Source organism: Microbacterium sp. NPDC090007, from assembly GCF_044748345.1.
Taxonomy (GTDB): domain Bacteria; phylum Actinomycetota; class Actinomycetes; order Actinomycetales; family Microbacteriaceae; genus Microbacterium.
The window spans coordinates 63,773-80,765 of sequence record NZ_JBIVFV010000005.1 but is presented as its reverse complement, the minus strand read 5'-3'; the positions used below and the strand labels follow the sequence as shown (position 1 = coordinate 80,765).

The window sequence follows — 16,993 nt, the reverse complement described above, 5'->3', positions numbered from 1 at the left end:
CGCTCCCCGCCCCCGCCCCATGGCGTCGAGTGTCCAGGACACGCCGTGCGACTGCGCGCGGATGCGGCGTGTCCTGGACACTCAAGCGAAAGAGGGGGCGAGCGAGGGGGCGAGCGAAGGGCGGGCGAGCGGAAGAGTCGAGAGGGAGGGGGTGCGGGGTCAGGCCCCGCGCACCTCGACCTCGACCATGCGGGCGTCGTCGGCGCCCAGCTCGTAGGTCGGGCCGGTGATGCGGACGGTCACGGCCTCGTCGGTCTCGGCGCACGAGGGGCCGAGGCGCAGCTCGACCTCTCCGGCCTCGACGACCCGCCGCAGCGTCCGGTCGCTGTACGCGAGGCGCGAGGCCGGGACGGTGAAGCGCACCTCGGCGCTCTCGCCCGGATCGAGCTCCACGCGCGCGTACGCCACCAGCTGCGCGACCGGTCGCGTGACGCTGGCCACCTCGCGGTGCGCGTACACCTGCACGACGTCGGCCCCGCGCCGGGCTCCGGTGTTGGTGACGCGAGCCGACACCGCGAAGGCGTCTCCCGCGCGGACGTCGGCGGCGGGTCCGGATGCCGCCACCCCGCCGTCGGCGCGCGCCGCGGCGGCCGCGACCCCGTCCACCGACAGCCCGGCGCGCGCGAACGAGGTGTACGACAGCCCGAACCCGAAGGGCCGGACGGGTGTGGGGTCGGTGCTGGTCACGCCCGAGGGCCCGCCGAGCACCGGGTGCAGGTACGAGTACGGCTGCGCGCCCGCGGAGCGGGGCAGCGACACCGGCAGACGCCCCGAGGGGGTGGCATCCCCCGCCAGCAGGGCCGCGAGCGCGGGGGCGCCCTCTTCTCCGGGGAAGAACGCCTGCAGCACCGCGGCCGGGCCGTGGGCGTCGTCCAGCGCCCAGTCCAGGGCGTACGGGCGGCCGGTCAGCAGCACGAGCACGACGGGCGTCCCGGTCGCCACGACCGCCTCGACGAGCTGTCGCTGCACCCCGGGCAGATCGAGCGAGTCCGCGTCGTTGCCCTCGCCGACGGTGCCGCGTCCGAACAGCCCCGCGCGGTCGCCCACGACGACGACCGCGACGTCGGCGTCGCGGGCCGTCGCGACGGCGGCATCCACGTCCGAGAGGTCCGAGCCCTCGACCGCGCACCCGGGCGCGAACGAGACCGCGCCGAAGCGCTCGACGAGGGCGTCCCGCACGGTGGGCAGGGCGAAGCCCAGCGGTGTGCCCGGGTGGTGCGCCAGCACGTGGTTGGCGAACGAGTAGCAGCCCATCAGGGCGTCCGTGCTGTCGGCGTTGGGGCCGATCACGGCGATCCGGCGGCCGTGCGCGAGGGGGAGCACGCCGTCGTTGCGCAGCAGCACGACCGACTCCTCGGCGAGGCGGCGGGCGAGGGCGCGGTGCTCGGCATCGTCGAGGTCGACGCCCTGCGGGGGCGTGGAGAAGTCGGCATCCAGGAGCCCGAGCTCCTCCTTCTCGGCGAGGACGCGTGCGACGGCGCGATCGACCACGGCCTCGGGGAGGGCGCCGGATGCCACCCGCTCGGCCAGGTGCGGAAAGGCATCGGGCCCCGGCAGCTCCACGTCGATCCCGGCCTCGAGGGCCAGCTGCGCCGCTTCGCCGCGATCGGCGGCGATGCCGTGCATCGAGCGCAGGAACTCGACCGCGAAGTAGTCCGAGACGACGGTGCCGTCGAAGCCCCAGCGGCGGCGCAGCAGGTCGGTCAGCAGCTCCCTCGACGAGGCGACGGGCACGCCGTCGATCTCGGTGTACGAGTTCATGACGCTGCGGACGCCGCCGTCGCGTACGGCCATCTCGAACGGGGGCAGGAAGACGTCCTGCAGCTCGCGCGGTCCGGCGTGCACGGGCGCGTGGTTGCGCCCGGCGCGCGAGCCCGAGTAGCCGACGAAGTGCTTGAGCGTGGCGTGGACGCCGGCCGCCTGCAGCCCCCGCACGTAGGCCGTGCCGATCGTGCCGACGACGTAGGGGTCCTCGGCGATGCACTCGTCCACGCGGCCCCATCGGGCGTCGCGCACCACGTCGAGCACCGGGGCGAGTCCCTGGTGCACCCCGACCTCGCGCATCGAGCGACCGATCGCGGATGCCATGAGCTCCACGGCATCCGGATCGAACGACGCACCCCAGGCGAGAGGCGTGGGGAAGGTCGCGGCCTTCCACGCCGCGAAGCCGGTGAGGCACTCCTCGTGCACCAGCGCGGGGATGCCCAGTCGCGTCTCGTCCTGCAGACGACGCTGTTCGCCCCAGAGCCACCGGGCGCGCTCGACGGGGTCGACCGGACGGGTGCCGTAGACGCGCGTGAGGTGGCCGAGACCGTGCACCGTGGCATCGGCGTACGCCGTCGAGGTGACCTTCTCGCCCGACATCGGCGCGACGACCTCGTCGCCCTGGTCGACCCAGTAGCCGACCAGCTGCGCGAGCTTCTCGTCGAGGGTCATCTCGGCGACGAGCGCGTGGACGCGGGCCGAGGTGCCGGGTGCCGGTGCCGCGGCGACGTCGGTGCGGTGGATGGTCATGGGTCAGCCCTTCACGGCGCCGGTGAGGCCGCCGACGATCCGACGCTCGAACACGCTGAAGAACAGCAGTGCCGGGATCATCGACAGCGAGGTGAACGCGAGCACGCGGGCGGTGTCGACGGAGTACTGCGAGGCGAAGGCCTGCGTTCCCAGTGGCAGCGTGTACGCGGCTTCGTTGTTGAGGATGAACAGCGGGAGCATGTAGGAGTTCCAGCTGTTGACGAAGGCCAGGATGCCGACGGTCACCACCGCGGGGACGGCGAGGGGCAGCACCATGCGCCAGAAGAAGCCGAGTCGGCCGAGGCCGTCGATCGACGCGGCCTCCTGCAGCTCTGCGGGGATGGCCGCCAGGAACGGCGAGAGGATGATGACGGTCAGCGGCAGGGCGAAGGCGATCTGCGGGATGACGACACCGGCGAGGGAGTTCATCAGGCCGAGGTTGCGCACGAGGATGTACAGCGGCGTGATCGCGACCGTCATCGGGAACATCAGCCCGGCCGTGAACAGCGCGAAGACCACGCCCCGCCCGCGGAAGCGGTAGCGGGCCAGGGCGAAGGCGGCCATCAGGCCCAGGGCCACGACGAACACGGTCGTGGCGATCGCCGCGATCGCGGAGTTGCCGACCTGCCCCCAGAAGACGCCGCTGGCGAGGACGTCGGCGTAGTTCTGCCAGTTCCACGTGGTGGGAAAGCCCGCCGGGTCGACGGTGATCTCGGCGTTGGAACGGAAGCCGCCCAGGATGATGTAGACCACCGGGGCCAGCATCATGCCGATCAGCAGCAGGGCGACGAAGCCGACGAGCACCGAGGACGAGCGCTTGGATCCGGCAGCGACCCGCCGCGGGGCCTTCGGGGCGACGAGCGTGGCGGTGGCGGTCATTTCGTGCCTCCCGTGAGGGCGCCCGCGGTGTCGCGTCGCAGCACGAAGCGCTGGTAGACGAGGGCGACGGCGAGCGAGATGAGGAACATCACCACGGCGACGGCGCTGCCGTAGCCGAAGCTGCCGGCGTTGCGGCCGTTGGCGACCATGTAGGTCGCCATCGTGGAGGTCCCGGCGGTCGAGGCCACGTACTGGCCCCAGATGATCCAGACCAGGTCGAACAGCTGCAGCGAGCCGATGATCGACAGGAACGCCCAGATGCGGATCGTGGGTCCCATCAGCGGGAGCACGATATGACGCTGGATCTGCCAGTAGGAGGCGCCGTCGATGGCGGCGGCTTCGTTGAGCTCTTCGGGGATGCCCTGCAGGCCCGCGAGGAAGAGGATCACGGCGAAGCCGATGTACTTCCACGTGATGATGATGAGCAGCGTCCAGATCGCCAGCGCCGGATCCGAGATCCAGTCGGCCCGCAGGGCGCCGAGCCCGATCTTGTCCAGCGCGCCGTTCAGCGCTCCGCCCGACTGCAGCAGCAGCCCCCAGCCGAGGCCCACGACGACCTCGGAGATGACGTAGGGGACGAAGATCAGGACGCGGATGAGCGACTGCGCCCGCATCTTACGGTTCAGCAGCAGCGCCAGACCCAGGGCCAGAGGGCCCTGGAGCACCAGCGAGCCGACGACGATGAGGGCGTTGTGACCGAGCGCGTCGTGGAAGGCGGGGTCGGTGAGGATCGTGACGTAGTTCTGGATGCCGACGAAGTCGACGGGAGTGCCGAATCCCGACCACCGGTAGAAGCCGTAGTAGGCCGCCAGTGCGACGGGCAGGATGACGAACGACACGAACACCACGAGCGCGGGGCCCAGGAGGATCGCGAGTTCGCCGCGGATGCGCCAGTTATCGAGGCGGCGCCGGACGGGCGGCCGCCCGGCCGAGGGGGCGCGGTGAGCGCCCTCCCCGGCCGGGCGGCGGGACCCGGCGTCGGTCGCCGAGGTGGCGAGCTGGGTGGTCATGTGCTTCGTCCTCAGCGGGCGGCGGCGGCGTTGACGGCGTCGACGATGCCCTGCGGGCTGCCCTGGCCGGCGAACAGGTCCACCACGGCGACGTTCAGCGCGTTGCCGACGTTCTGTCCGTACAGCGTGTCGAGCCAGACCGAGACGTAGGGGGCGTCGGTGTAGGCCTGCAGGGCCGACTGCAGGGCCGGGGTCGTGACCGCCGCGGTCGCCTCGCTCGACGCGGGGATGGTCTGGAAGGCGTCGGCGTAGCGCTCCTGGTTCTCCTGGTTGACGGCGAAGTTCAGGAAGTCGGTGCACTGTGCGGGCGCGTTGACCCAGCACGCGTACCCGTCGACGCCGCCCATGATGGCGCCCTCTTCGCCGTCACCGCCGGGCACCTCGGGGAAGGGGAACCACCCGAGGTCGGGCAACGGCTGCTCATCGGGCGTCAGCGAGGCGATCACGCCGGGGTTCCAGGCGCCCATGAGCTCCATGGCGGCCTGGCGGTTGGCGAGCAGGCCCGCGGACGAGCCCGCGCCCTGCTGTGCCGCCGTGGTCAGGAAGCCGTCGTTGAAGGGCTCGGTGGCCAGGAACGACTGCAGGTTCTCGCCCGCCTCGATCCAGCACGGGTCGTCGAAGCTGCGGCTCTGGGCGGCCTCGTCGAGCACCTCTTTGGAGCAGGCCCGCAGGGCGAAGTTGTAGTACCAGTGCGCGGCCGGCCAGGCGTCCTTCGCCCCGACGGCGATCGGGGCGACGCCGGTGGCGCGGATCTTGGCGTTCGCGGCCTCGAGGTCGTCGATCGTCGCGGGAGCGGTGGTGACGCCGGCGGCCGACAGGAGGTCCTGCGAGGTGAAGATGCCCGAGGGAAGGACCGCGACGGGCATGCCGTAGTTCTTGCCGTCGACCTCGAAGGCGCCGAGGGAGTTGCCGAGGGCGGCCTTGGCCTCGGGGGTGATCTTGTCGGTGAGGTCCATCGCCTGTCCGGCGGCGACGATGTCGGCGAGCTTGCCACCACCGCGGGCCATGAAGATGTCGGGGGCGTCTCCGGCGTTCAGCGCGGTCTGGAGCTTGCCGTCGACCTCTTCGTTCTGCAGGGCCTGGATCTCGATCGTGACGCCGGGGTTCGCCTCCTCGAAGGCGGCCGCGGTGTCCTCCCAGTACTTCTTGCCGTCGCCGGTGGTGGAGTTGTGCCACATCGTCAGGGTGACGCTGCCGTCGGCGTTCTGACCGCCGGCGCCGCCCGCGGCGCAGCCGCCGAGGGCGAGGGTGCCGGCGACGGCGAGCGCCGTTCCGGCCAGGATCTTACGCGTGTTCATGTGATGCCCGTTTCTCTTCGTCGAGTGCGTCGCGGGACGCGTCGGTGTCGGCTGCTCTGCCGCTGTCACGGACCGTTCGTCACGGTCGGTCGTTCGCTGCCGATCGGGTGTGCGGCCCGTCGGGTGTCAGCAGTGTCGCCCGGGCTCGGAGAGGTCGTCAAACGTTTTCGAAAATGATTTCCACGCTAGGGTCGGATGCCATGATCAGGCCCACGACCAGGCGTGCCACGATCCACGACGTCGCCGCGGCGGCCGGGGTGTCGGTGGCCACGGTCTCCAAGGCGGTCAACGGTCGCTACGGGGTCTCTCCGCAGACGGTGGGCCGCGTCCTGGATGCCGTCGAGGCCCTCGGCTACGAATCCAGCCTCGTCGCCAGCAGCATGAGATCGCGGCGGACGGGGGTGATCGGCGTGCTGGTGGCCGACATCGAGCCGTTCTCGGCCGAGATCCTCAAGGGTGTCGGGGGAGCGCTCTCGGGCACGGGATACGACCTTCTGGCCTACACCGGTGCGCGGCGCGACGGCGAGGGGTGGGAACGCCGCTCCCTGAGCCGGCTGAGCGGCACGCTGATCGACGCGGCCATCATCGTCACCCCCACCGTCGTCACCGTCTCGGGCGAGGTGCCCATCGTCGCGATCGACCCGCACACCGGCCGGGGCGACCTGCCGACGGTCGAGTCCGACAGCTATACCGGCGCGCAGCAGGCCGTTCACCACCTGGTGCAGCTGGGGCATCGCCGCATCGGCTTCATCGCGGGCCGCCCCGACCTGCGTTCGGCCGTGGCCCGCGCCTCGGGCTACCGTGCCGGACTCTCGGCCGCCGGCATCCCCTTCGATCCGGCGCTGGTCGGGGTGGGCCGCTATGAGCAGGACGTCGCACGCGAGGCCGCCCACGCGATGCTGTCGCTCGACGACCCGCCCACGGCGGTGTTCGCCGCCAACGACCTCTCGGCCCTCTCGATCGTCGAGGTCGCACGCGAGCGAGGGCTGCGCGTCCCCGACGACCTGTCGGTCGTGGGGTTCGACGACGTGCCCGAGGCCGCCCGTGCCCAGCCCGGTCTGACGACGGTCGGGCAACCCATGAAGCGTCTGGGGGCCGAGGCCGTGCGCATGGTGCTGGCCCTGCTCGCCGGCGAGACTCTGACCGCGACGCACATCGAACTGCCCACGCGCCTGGTCGCCCGCGGAACGACGGCTCCGCCTCCCGCAGCGTCACCACCGACGGCGTCACCACCGACGGCACCGCCGCCGGCGGCGCGCTGAGTCGCACCCTCCGGCGACCACCCGGCATCCGGCACCGGCACGCCGCGCCGCACCACCCCGCGGCGACCCGGCTTCCGGCACCGGCACGCCGCGCCGCACCACCCCGCGGCTCCGGTACCGTCGAAGAATGCCTACCGCGAGCAGTAAAGACGACGAGGTCGACCTCCTCATCGACGCCTGGTCGCAACTGCTGCCGGAGGTCGACCTCACCCCGCTCGACGTGATGTCCCGCCTGCGTCGCGCGGCCTTCCACCTGTCCAAGCTGCGCGCCAAGGCGTTCGCGAGTGCCGGCATCGCGGTGTGGGAGTTCGACGTGCTGGCGGTGCTCCGCCGTGCCGGCACCGAGCTCAGCGCCACGCGCCTGATCACCGCCACGATGATCGGCAGCGCGGCCATGACCAACCGTCTCGACAAGCTCGCCGAGCGCGGTCTCGTGCACCGCCGCCCCAACCCCTCGGACGGTCGGGCGATCCTCGTCGCGATCACGCCCGAGGGCATCGACCGCGTGGATGCCGCGATGACCGAGCTCGTCCGGCTCGAGGCCGATGCTCTGCGCGATGTCAGCCGCGCCGACCAGGCCCTCCTCGCGAGCGCCCTTCGCGTCCTCGCGGCGGGCGAGACGCACGAGGCGTGATCGACCTCGCGGCCGCCCTGACCGAGCGTCCCGTCGTGCTCGACGGAGGGCTCGGCACCCTGCTCGCGGCGCGCGGCAACGACGTCACCAGCGCGCTCTGGTCGGCGCGGGTGCTGCGCGACGACCCGGACGAGGTGCGCGCCGCCCACGCGGAGTTCGTCGCCGCCGGCGCCGAGGTCGTCATCACGGCGTCGTACCAGCTGGGGTTCGCCGCCGGCATCCCCGATGCCGAGGTCGAGACGCTGCTGCGCCGCTCGGTGGCGGTCGCGCGCGAGGCCGGAGATGCGGTGGTCGCGGCATCGGTCGGCCCGATCGGGGCGTTGCGCGCCGACGGCAGCGAGTACACCGGCGACTACGACCTCTCGCTCGACGACCTGCGCGAAGCCCACCGTCGCCGACTGCACGTGCTCGCCGAGGCCGGAGCCGACCTGCTCGCGGTCGAGACGATCCCCTCGTCGCTCGAGGTCGAGGCCCTCGCCCTCGAGCTCGCCGCCCTCGGCGTCCCCGCCTTCGTGAGCGTGTCGGCGGACAGCTCGGGCTTCTCGTCCGCCTCACGCGCCGAGGTGTTGCGGCTCGCGGCATCCGTCCCGAACGTGCTGGCCGTCGGCGTCAACTGCTGCGCGCCCGCGTCGGTGACCGCGGCGCTCGCCGAGGCGCCTGCGGTGCCCCTCGTGGCGTACCCCAACACGGGTGAGGTCTGGGATGCCGCGACCCGCACCTGGCACGGCGGAGCCGCCGCGCTGGCCGACGACGCCCCCGCGTGGGTCGCCGCCGGAGCGCGGTTGGTCGGCGGGTGCTGCCGGTCGACCCCGGCCGACATCGCCGCGATCGCCGCCGCGGTCTAGCGTCGCCGCGGCTGCACCCGTACGATCGCGCCGATCACGACGAGCGCCAGGACGATCACGACCGCTCCGCCCCACAGGACGTCCGCGATCGACGGGAGCAGGGGGTTCCGGGTCAGCCGCCCAGGCTACCGAGCAGCTGTGCCGGGGGTGGTGTCAGTCGAAGTCCGCCGCCAGGGCGTTGCGGTGGTACTCGAAGATGATGCTCGTGCGGGTGGATGCCACGCTGTGCCGCGCCGAGAGATGATCGACGACGAAACGGCGAACGGCCGAAGAATCGTCGACCGCGATATGCACGAGGAAGTCGTCGGCCCCGCCGAGGAAGAACAGCTGGATGACGTCCGGGTGACGGCGGATCTCGTGCGCGAACGCCCGGATGCTCTCGTGCCGCTGTCCCGGCCGGAGCGTGACGCCGACGATCGCCTGCAGTCCCCGCCCGAGGCGGCTCTGGTCCACGGCGGCATGGAAGCCGGTGATCAGACCGCGGTCCAACAGTGCGCGAACACGGGCATGGGCAGTGGATGCCGCCACCCCCAGCGTGTCGGCCAGGGCGGCGTTGGTCATGCGGGCATCGGCCGAGAGCAGCTCGATGATCCGCGCGTCGAGCGGGTGCAGGTCGTCGTCGATCACCGTAGATCCTTCGCCGGGAGCGGGTGGGGGAGGCCGTGGCATCCGATTCTCATCGCCCTTGACCCTACGCTCTCGAAGGATGTTCGGGGAAACACCCGCGAAACGCCCTTTTCTGCGATTCTTCCGGCAACGCTCATCCGCTCGAGGAGGAACCCATGCGCGTATCCGTGCCCACCGAGATCAAGAACAACGAGAACCGCGTCGCGATGACGCCCGCGGGGGTCGATGCCCTCGTGCATCGCGGTCACGAACTGTTCGTGCAGGCGGGAGCGGGTGCGGGCAGTGGCTTCTCGGACGGGCAGTACCGCGCCGCCGGTGCCGAGATCGTCGAGACCGCCGAAGAGACCTGGGCGCGTGCCGAGCTGCTGGTCAAGGTCAAAGAGCCCATCGCCCCCGAGTACGCATTCCTCCGCCGCGACCTGACGCTGTTCACCTACCTGCACCTCGCGGCCGACCGCCCGCTGACCGATGCCCTGATCGCCGCGGGCACCACGGCGGTGGCCTACGAGACCGTGCAGACCCCCGACCGGGCGCTGCCCCTGCTCGCGCCGATGAGCGAGGTCGCCGGTCGGCTGTCGATCATCGAGGGCGCCCATCACCTGCTGCGCGCCTCGGGCGGGCGGGGACTGCTGCCCGGTGGTGTGCCCGGGACGCCGCGGGCGAAGGTCGTCGTCATCGGGGGCGGGGTCGCGGGGGAGCACGCGGCGGCCAACGCCCTGGGCCTCGGGGCCCGCGTGACCGTCATCGACATCTCGCTGCCCAAGCTCCGTCAGCTCGAGGAGCGCTTCGGCGGGGCGATCGAGACGCGCGCGTCGACCCGCCTCGAGATCGCCGAGCAGCTCGCCGACGCCGATCTCGTGATCGGGTCGGTCCTGATCCCGGGAGCGGCCGCCCCCAAGCTCGTCACCGACGACATGGTCGCCGCGATGAAGCCGGGCGCCGTGCTCGTCGACATCGCGATCGACCAGGGCGGATGCTTCGAGGGTTCGCGTCCGACGACGCACGACGCCCCCACCTTCCCGGTCCACGAGGCGCTGTACTACTGCGTCGCGAACATGCCCGGGGCGGTTCCGCACACCTCGACCCGTGCCCTCTCGAACGCGACGCTGCCCTACATCACGCGGATCGCGGACCGCGGCTGGGAGGCCGCGGCATCCGCCGATCCCGCCCTCGCGAAGGGGCTGAACGTGCGCGCCGGCGTGGTCGTCAACGAGGGCGTCCGCGCGGCCTTCGACCTCTGACCCCGCCCGCCTCTCCCGCCCCGCCCGGCGGCCCCGGCGCCCCGCCCGGCGGCCCCGCCCGCCCGGCGCCCCGCCCGCCCCGCCTCTCCCGCCCCGCCCGTTGCCCGTTGAGTGTCCAGGACACGCCGCAGGCGGGGTGTGCCGGGCGGCGTTTCGTGGACACTCGATCGGGGGGCAGGCGCGCACCCAGGCGTAGGCGGTCTCGGGGCGCCCCGCCCCGCCCGCCCGCCCGGCGGCCCGCCCGCCCCGCCTCTCCCGCCCCGCCCGTTGCCCGTTGAGTGTCCAGGACACGCCGCGGGCGGGGTGTGCCGGGCGGCGTTTCGTGGACACTCGATTGGGGGGGGTCAGGCGCGCACCCAGGCGTAAGTGATCTCGGGGCGGCCCTGCCCGCCGTAGCGGGGAACGCGGCGCACTCGTCCGACGTCGGCGAGGTGCTCGAGGTACCGGCGCGCCGTCACGCGCGACATGCCCTCGCTCTCGCCCACCTCGGTCGACGAGACGGCGCCGTCGACGGTGCGCACCCGCTCGGCGACCGCCTGCAGCGTCTCGTCGCTGAGTCCTTTCGGCATCGCCGGGGAGGCGACGGTGCGCAACGACCCGAGAAGTGCGTCGACCTCGGACTGGGTTGCGTCCCCGGCGGCGCGGTCGAGGCCTTCGACGTACGACCGGTACGCTTCGAGGCGCTCGCGGAACGCCCCGAAGGCGAAGGGCTTGATGAGGTACTGGACCACGCCGATCGACACGGCGGAGCGCACGGTGGCGGCATCCCGCACCGCGGTGACGGCGATGATGTCGACGCCCGATCCCATCGCACGGACGCGTCGAGCGACGTCGAGACCACCGCCGTCGGGCATCGTCATGTCCAACAGCACCAGGTCGATGCGGCGATCGGGGTCGGTGATGGCCGTGAGCGCGGCGCGTGCGCCGGCGGCTTGTCCGGCGACCTCGAAGCCCGGGACGCGTTCCACATAGGCCGTGTGCAGTTCGAGGGCGAGGGCGTCGTCGTCGACGACCAGAACACGGATCACGAGGTGACCGCCTGCGCGACCGCGGGAAGGAACACCCGCACCGTCGTGGGGGAGTCCGAGACCTGCAGCGTCCCCCCGCGCGCCGCCACGATGTCGCGCACGAGGGCCAGGCCCACGCCTCGGCCGCCGGGCGCCTGCGCCGTCTTGGTCGACGCCCCGAAGGCGAAGGGGTCGGTGAGGGTCGGGTCGAAGCCGGCACCGCTGTCGGCGACCTCGATGACGACGTCGTCGCCACCCTCGTGCAGCGTCGCGCGCACCCACCGCGGGGCGGCGCCGGCCGCCGCGGCGTCGAGGGCGTTGTCGACGAGGTTGCCGACGACGGTCACCGCTTCGGCGGCCGCCAGCGGCAGTGCGGGGGTGGGTTCGCCGACGTCGATGTCCAGACGCACGCCGCGTTCGGCTGCCTCGTCGAGCTTGCCCAGCAGCAGTGCCACGACGATCGCGTCCTCGTCGTCCGACACCATGCGGTCGGCGAGCTCCTGCCTCTCTCCAGTGGATGCCACGATCAGGCGCCGCGCGTCGTCCGAACGTCCGAGTTCGAGCAGCGCCAGGAGCGCGTGCAGGCGGTTGCCGTGCTCGTGGGTCTGCGAGCGCAGGGTGTCGCTGAGGGTGCGCACGCCCTCGAGCTCGCCCAGGAGCGCCTGCAGTTCGGAGCGGTCGCGCAGGGTCATCACCCGTCCGCGCTGCGGTGCGCGCCGGCCGTTGAGGTCGCGCGTCTCCTCCTGATTGACCAGGAGCACGCGCTCGCCGGTGACGACGGTCTCCTCCACCATGCGTCGACCGGTCGCGATCGCCTCCGCGAGGCCGGCATCCATGTCCACCTCGCGCGGGTCCAGCGAGACCTGTCCGCTCGTGGCGGGCGGCAGGCCCAGCAGGTCGGCGGCCTCATCGTTGTAGAGGACGATGCGTCCCGTCCGATCGGTGACGACGAGTCCCTCGCGCAGCGAGTGCAGCACCGTTTCGTAGCTCTCGACCAGACGCGACAGTTCGGCGGGGGTGTAGGAGCCGGTGACACGGCGCGCGCTGCGGCGCACGTACAGCGCGCCCAGTACTCCGATGCCGACGATGGCCGTGGAGGCCAGGACGATCAGCGGGGCGCGGGCGGCGATGTCCTGCTGTACGGCGCCCAGGGTCACCCCGACCGACACCAGGGCGACGATCGGGCCGTCTTCTGCGCCGTCGGCGCGCACGGGCGCGATCGTGCGCACCGACGGGCCGAGGGTACCGGCGTACACCTCGGTGAAGGTGCGTCCCCTAAGGGCCTCGTCGCGCGAGCCGAGGTACGGCTCGCCGATCTCGGAGCGATTGCGGTGGGTCAGCCGGATGCCGTCGGGCGTCATGATCGTCACGAACGACACGTCGGCCTCGGCGAGGATCTGCTCGACCATGGGCTGCAGGGTGTCGGAGTCCCCCGCGGCGGACAGCTGCGCGACGTCGGGCTCATGGGCGATCGTCTCGGCGACCGATCTGGTCACCTTCTCGGCTTCGCGCTGACCGGAGTCGCTGAGCTGCACGGATAGCAGCGCCGCGAGCACGCCGGCGACGAGGATGACGACGCCCAGCGACACCAGCGCCAGTCGCCCGCCCACACTCAGCCGCATGCTCACCGCCCCTCGTCGCGCCTGCCGTGAACAATACGACCACAAATCGCCACCGCGTTCACCGTCGACCACAGTCGTGTCATCCACCCGGCGCCCCCGCCGGACAACGAAGACGTTAGGAAAGGGATAGGCGCTGATGGCTCTCTCACTCCGCACCACTCGCGACGGTCGACCGCGTAAGAAGATCGACCGCAACCACTGGCTCTACATCGCCGTCATCATCGCCGTCGTCGGTGGAATCGTCGTGGGCCTCATGGCCCCGGCCTTCGCCACGACGCTCGAGCCGATCGGAAAGGGCTTCGTCAACCTGATCAAGATGATGATCGCCCCGGTCATCTTCTGCACCATCGTGGTGGGCATCGGGTCGATCGCCAAGGCCTCCACCGTCGGCAAGATCGGCGGCCTGGCGATGGTCTACTTCCTGATCATGTCGTCGTTCGCCCTGATCATCGGTCTGATCGTCGGCAACATCATCCACCCCGGCGAGGGGCTGAACATCGCCGGCGCCACCTACGAGGCGGCGGCCGAGCCGACCACCACGCAGGACTTCATCCTGGGCATCATCCCGACGACGTTCTTCTCCGCCTTCACCGGCGGCAGCATCCTCCAGGTGCTGTTCATCGCCCTGCTCGTCGGCTTCGCCCTGCAGGGCATGGGCGAGCGCGGCGCCCGCATGGTCGAGGGCATCCGCAACTTCCAGGCGCTGGTGTTCCGCATCCTCGGCATGATCCTGTGGCTCGCCCCGATCGGCGCGTTCGGTGCGATCGCCGCGGTCGTGGGCAAGACCGGTTTCCAGGCCGTCATCAGCCTCGGCATCCTGATGGGCGCTTTCTACCTCACGTGCTTCCTGTTCATCACCCTGGTCCTCGGCGTGCTGCTGTACGCCGTGACCCGCGTCAACATCTTCGCGCTGATGAAGTACCTGGGTCGCGAGTACCTGCTGATCGTCGGCACCTCGTCCTCCGAGGCCGCGCTGCCTCGCCTGATCGCGAAGATGGAGCACCTGGGCGTATCCAAGCCCGTCGTCGGCATCACCGTCCCGACCGGCTACTCGTTCAACCTCGACGGCACCGCGATCTACCTGACCATGGCGTCGCTGTTCATCGCCTCGGCGATGGGGACGCCCATGTCGATCCCCGAGCAGATCGGCCTCATGATCTTCATGATCATCGCCTCCAAGGGCGCCGCCGGTGTCACCGGTGCAGGCCTCGCCACCCTCGCCGGCGGTCTGTCGGCCTACCGTCCCGACCTGGTCAACGGTGTCGGCGTCATCGTGGGCATCGACCGCTTCATGTCCGAGGCCCGCGCTGTGACGAACTTCACGGGCAACGCCGTCGCGACCATGCTGATCGGTGTCTGGACCAAGCAGTACGACGCCGAGCGCGCCCGTCAGGTGCTGGCCGGCGGCATCCCCTTCGACGAGTCGCTGCTGACGGGTCACGACCACTCGGCGACTCCCGCGGCGGATGCCAAGGAGCAGGCGTCGGACGAGGTCGGAGCGGGCCCCGCGCCCGTCGACACCCAGGCGCTCAACGCCTTCCGCGCTCAGGCGGAGGCGGAGGCGGCGGCTCGGAGCCGCTCGTGACCCTCGCGCACACCCCGGCGGGGGCGGCTTCGGCCGCCCCGGCCCCCGCGCGTGTGGCCCTCGCCCGCACGTGGATGCTGCGTTCACCGCTCGCGGGAGGCCTCGAGACCGCGGCGGATGTGCTCGTCCTCGACCTCGAGGACGGCCTGCCCGCGGGTCGCAAGGGGGAGGGCCGGGCCCGTGCCCGCCGCGCGGCCGAAGAGTCACCCGTCTGGCTGCGCATCAGCGCGGCGGGTACGCGCGAGGGCGAGGACGACCTCGCCCTCGGGCGCGAACTGGACGGGCGTCTGGCGGGAGTGGTGCTGGCCATGTGCGCCGGACCCGACGACGTGACCCATGTCGCGGCATCCCTTCCGGCGGGTGTTCCGATCGTGGCGATGATCGAGTCCGCGGCGGCTCTTCTGGTGGCTCCGGCGATCGCCGCGCACCCCGCGACGCGTCGACTGGCGTTCGGCACCGGTGATTTCCGACGCGACACGGGCATGGGCGCGGATCGGATGGCGCTGTCGTGGCCGCGTGCGCAGCTCGTGGTCGCCTCGGCCGCCGCGGGGATCGCCGGTCCCATCGATGGCCCATGCGGTCCGCTCGAACAGGCCCGCGAAGCCGCGACGCACGCCGTCGCGATGGGGTTCACGGGCACACTCGCCCTGAGGGATGCCGCCGTGGCGGGCGCTCACGCAGGATTCACTCCCGCGCCCGACGAGGTCGAGCGTGCTCGTGCGCTGCTGGAGGCGACGCCGGACGGTCCCGTCGACGGCTCGTACGCGCCCACCCTCGCCCGGGCGCGTGCTCTCGTCGAGCGCGCAGAGGCCCTCGCCGCGCTCTGACCCGGGGTGCACAGCACGTTCTGGAGCACATCGGAGGGCCGACCTCCCGCGCCCTCGTCGAACCCACCGCCGCCGCACCGCCGGCGCGGCGCAGCCGTCTCGATCAGCGCCCTCGCCGCCCCCACCGCCGCCGCGGCGCCGGTTCGTCTGCCGCCGACGCGGCCTCCCGCTCCCGGCGCCGCTCGGTCCACGCCGCCACCTCGGCGTCCACATCCACCGTCGGCGTCACGACGGGCGGGCCGCCCAGCAGCTGGCGTCGGGCCTCGATGACCCGTCGATTGAAGTCCTCGAGCGCCTCGCGTACCTCGGTCTCGCGGGCGATGGCATCCATCCTCTGCGCCCGCTCGGCGTACTCCACGCGCAGGGTCAGGGCGGGGGGACCGAGGCCGGTGAGCTGCTCGGTCTGGATCTTGCGGCGGATCCACCAGTCCGGGTCGTGCGAATCGCCCAGCCCGGCGAGCGGTTTGCCCGCGCCGGGGAGGTCGTCGAAGTCGCCGCGACGGATCGCCTGCTGGATCGCGGTCTCGACGAAGGCTGCACGTTCGGCGGCCGTGGATCCGCGTGCGGGGGACTGCTCCGGTGGCGCGGCAGGCTCCATCCCCGCGTCCCGCAGGGCGCGACCGAGCCGGTAGCGCTCCGCGGCCTCTCGAGGGTCCTCGCTCATGCCGCCTCCGGCTTCTCACGCTCCAGACGACGCAGGCGGATGCGCGCCATGTCCTGTGCGCGGGGTCCGGACCCCAGTGCCCTTTCGGTGACGCGCAGGACGACCCGCGTCAGCGCGAGCACGGGCAGCGGCCAGCGGCGCACGCCGAGCATCTTGCGGTACCGGCGGGGGATTGTCGCCACGGCCGCGGCGAACAGCACGCGGTACGACACCCCCATGAGCCCCGGGAACGGCGGCCTGCGCAAAAAGCGCACCACGTCGGCGACCCGCTCGTCACCGCGCAGCTCACCCCGTTCGTAGAAGCCGTCGATCTCGGCGCGCAGGGCGTCGCGGGTCGTCGGCGGGTCGACGACGCGCATCAGCCGTCCCGCGGTCGCCCAGTCGGCGACGTACGCGTCGGGTCCGCCCGGGATGGGCCGGCGCGAGACCTCGTGGCCGGCGAGGAACGCGTCGGTGAAGGCCAGGTGCACCCAGCGCACGAGGTCGGCCGCTTCGGCGGTGTAGGTGCGCTCGCTGCCGTCGCCGGCGCGGTAGTCGCCCTTCACCCGCTGGTGGAACCGTCCGACGCGGCGGGTTTCGGCATCCGCCTGCGTCCGGGAGCCGTACGTCAGCGTGATGACCCAGCGCACCGTGCCCGTGAGACGGCCGATGGGATCCTCGCGATATCGCGACCAATCGTGCACCCCCGCGAGGGCGCCCGGATGCAGGGCCTGCAGCAGAAGGGCCCGGATGCCGGCGACCAGCGTCCCCATTCCCGCGTGCACGGTCCACGCGGGACCGTTCTCGGCGAAGTAGCCCGTGTCGTCTCCGTCGGCGATGGCGCGGACGTACGGGGCCATGCCGGTCGGGTCGCCCGCGAGAGCGACGAGGATCTTGCCCCGCAATGACTGGATCCAGCCCGGAGCGGAGGGGAAGGTCGCGTCGGTCACCCCTCCAGCGTGCCACCGTCTGAACGGGTGGGCGCGGGATGGGCGACGT

General features: G+C 72.1%; 15 protein-coding genes. 6 read left to right on the top strand and 9 right to left on the bottom strand.

Annotated elements, in window-relative coordinates; all coding sequences use genetic code 11:
* Positions 1-159: 159 nt before the first annotated feature.
* From ACIPVB_RS15140 to ACIPVB_RS15125, 4 genes are read right to left on the bottom strand one after another with little or no spacing between them, the layout of a single operon-like run.
* Complete coding sequence (locus ACIPVB_RS15140) at positions 160-2,514, bottom strand: glycoside hydrolase family 3 N-terminal domain-containing protein (protein WP_400369986.1); 2,355 nt, start codon at positions 2,512-2,514, stop codon at positions 160-162.
* A gap of 3 nt (positions 2,515-2,517) precedes the next feature.
* Positions 2,518-3,393, bottom strand: coding sequence for a carbohydrate ABC transporter permease (locus ACIPVB_RS15135; protein ID WP_400369984.1), 876 nt, complete (start codon positions 3,391-3,393; stop codon positions 2,518-2,520).
* Positions 3,390-4,403: a carbohydrate ABC transporter permease gene (locus ACIPVB_RS15130; RefSeq protein ID WP_400369983.1), complete on the bottom strand. Its 1,014-nt coding sequence runs from the start codon at positions 4,401-4,403 to the stop codon at positions 3,390-3,392. Before ACIPVB_RS15130 ends, ACIPVB_RS15135 begins: the two co-directional genes overlap by 4 nt.
* Positions 4,404-4,414: 11 nt before the next feature.
* A complete protein-coding gene (locus ACIPVB_RS15125) occupies positions 4,415-5,701 on the bottom strand; it encodes an ABC transporter substrate-binding protein (protein WP_400369982.1) in 1,287 nt (428 codons plus the stop codon).
* A 200-nt stretch (positions 5,702-5,901) separates the two neighbouring features.
* On the opposite strand from ACIPVB_RS15125, the gene ACIPVB_RS15120 reads away from it, so the two are divergent.
* From ACIPVB_RS15120 to mmuM, 3 genes are all read left to right on the top strand, one after another.
* Complete coding sequence (locus ACIPVB_RS15120) at positions 5,902-6,963, top strand: LacI family DNA-binding transcriptional regulator (protein WP_400369980.1); 1,062 nt, start codon at positions 5,902-5,904, stop codon at positions 6,961-6,963.
* Between the two features lie 127 nt (positions 6,964-7,090).
* The gene (locus ACIPVB_RS15115; RefSeq protein ID WP_400369979.1) at positions 7,091-7,597 is read left to right on the top strand and encodes a MarR family winged helix-turn-helix transcriptional regulator; all 507 of its coding nucleotides are present in this window, start codon (positions 7,091-7,093) and stop codon (positions 7,595-7,597) included.
* On the top strand, positions 7,594-8,442 hold the full coding sequence (gene mmuM, locus ACIPVB_RS15110; protein WP_400369978.1) for a homocysteine S-methyltransferase: 849 nt from the start codon (positions 7,594-7,596) through the stop codon (positions 8,440-8,442). Before ACIPVB_RS15115 ends, mmuM begins: the two co-directional genes overlap by 4 nt.
* Positions 8,443-8,595: 153 nt before the next feature.
* Here mmuM and ACIPVB_RS15105 read toward each other — a convergent pair whose 3' ends face one another.
* A complete protein-coding gene (locus ACIPVB_RS15105; protein WP_400369976.1) occupies positions 8,596-9,069 on the bottom strand; it encodes an Lrp/AsnC family transcriptional regulator in 474 nt (157 codons plus the stop codon).
* A 155-nt stretch (positions 9,070-9,224) separates the two neighbouring features.
* Between ACIPVB_RS15105 and ald the strand changes: the two genes are divergently transcribed.
* Entirely contained in the window at positions 9,225-10,310 is a 1,086-nt protein-coding gene (ald, locus tag ACIPVB_RS15100) for an alanine dehydrogenase (RefSeq protein WP_400369975.1), read from the top strand.
* A gap of 344 nt (positions 10,311-10,654) precedes the next feature.
* Here ald and ACIPVB_RS15095 read toward each other — a convergent pair whose 3' ends face one another.
* Together ACIPVB_RS15095 and ACIPVB_RS15090 are read right to left on the bottom strand one after the other, a co-directional pair.
* Positions 10,655-11,338 carry a response regulator gene (locus ACIPVB_RS15095; RefSeq protein ID WP_400369973.1) on the bottom strand — a complete coding sequence of 228 codons (684 nt, stop codon included), beginning with the start codon at positions 11,336-11,338 and terminating at the stop codon, positions 10,655-10,657.
* Complete coding sequence (locus ACIPVB_RS15090; RefSeq protein WP_400370006.1) at positions 11,335-12,939, bottom strand: ATP-binding protein; 1,605 nt, start codon at positions 12,937-12,939, stop codon at positions 11,335-11,337. The genes ACIPVB_RS15095 and ACIPVB_RS15090 overlap by 4 nt, the downstream gene beginning before the upstream one ends.
* Before the next feature lie 136 nt (positions 12,940-13,075).
* Between ACIPVB_RS15090 and ACIPVB_RS15085 the strand changes: the two genes are divergently transcribed.
* Positions 13,076-14,524, top strand: a complete 1,449-nt coding sequence (locus ACIPVB_RS15085; protein ID WP_400369972.1) for a cation:dicarboxylate symporter family transporter — start codon at positions 13,076-13,078, stop codon at positions 14,522-14,524.
* Positions 14,521-15,351, top strand: a complete 831-nt coding sequence (locus tag ACIPVB_RS15080) for an HpcH/HpaI aldolase/citrate lyase family protein (protein WP_400369971.1) — start codon at positions 14,521-14,523, stop codon at positions 15,349-15,351. The genes ACIPVB_RS15085 and ACIPVB_RS15080 overlap by 4 nt, the downstream gene beginning before the upstream one ends.
* A 103-nt stretch (positions 15,352-15,454) precedes the next feature.
* Here the strand turns inward: ACIPVB_RS15080 and ACIPVB_RS15075 are convergent, their stop codons facing one another.
* Together ACIPVB_RS15075 and ACIPVB_RS15070 are read right to left on the bottom strand one after the other, a co-directional pair.
* On the bottom strand, positions 15,455-16,015 hold the full coding sequence (locus ACIPVB_RS15075) for a DnaJ family domain-containing protein (RefSeq protein ID WP_400369969.1): 561 nt from the start codon (positions 16,013-16,015) through the stop codon (positions 15,455-15,457).
* Positions 16,012-16,944, bottom strand: coding sequence for an oxygenase MpaB family protein (locus ACIPVB_RS15070; RefSeq protein ID WP_400369968.1), 933 nt, complete (start codon positions 16,942-16,944; stop codon positions 16,012-16,014). Before ACIPVB_RS15070 ends, ACIPVB_RS15075 begins: the two co-directional genes overlap by 4 nt.
* Positions 16,945-16,993: the final 49 nt, after the last annotated feature.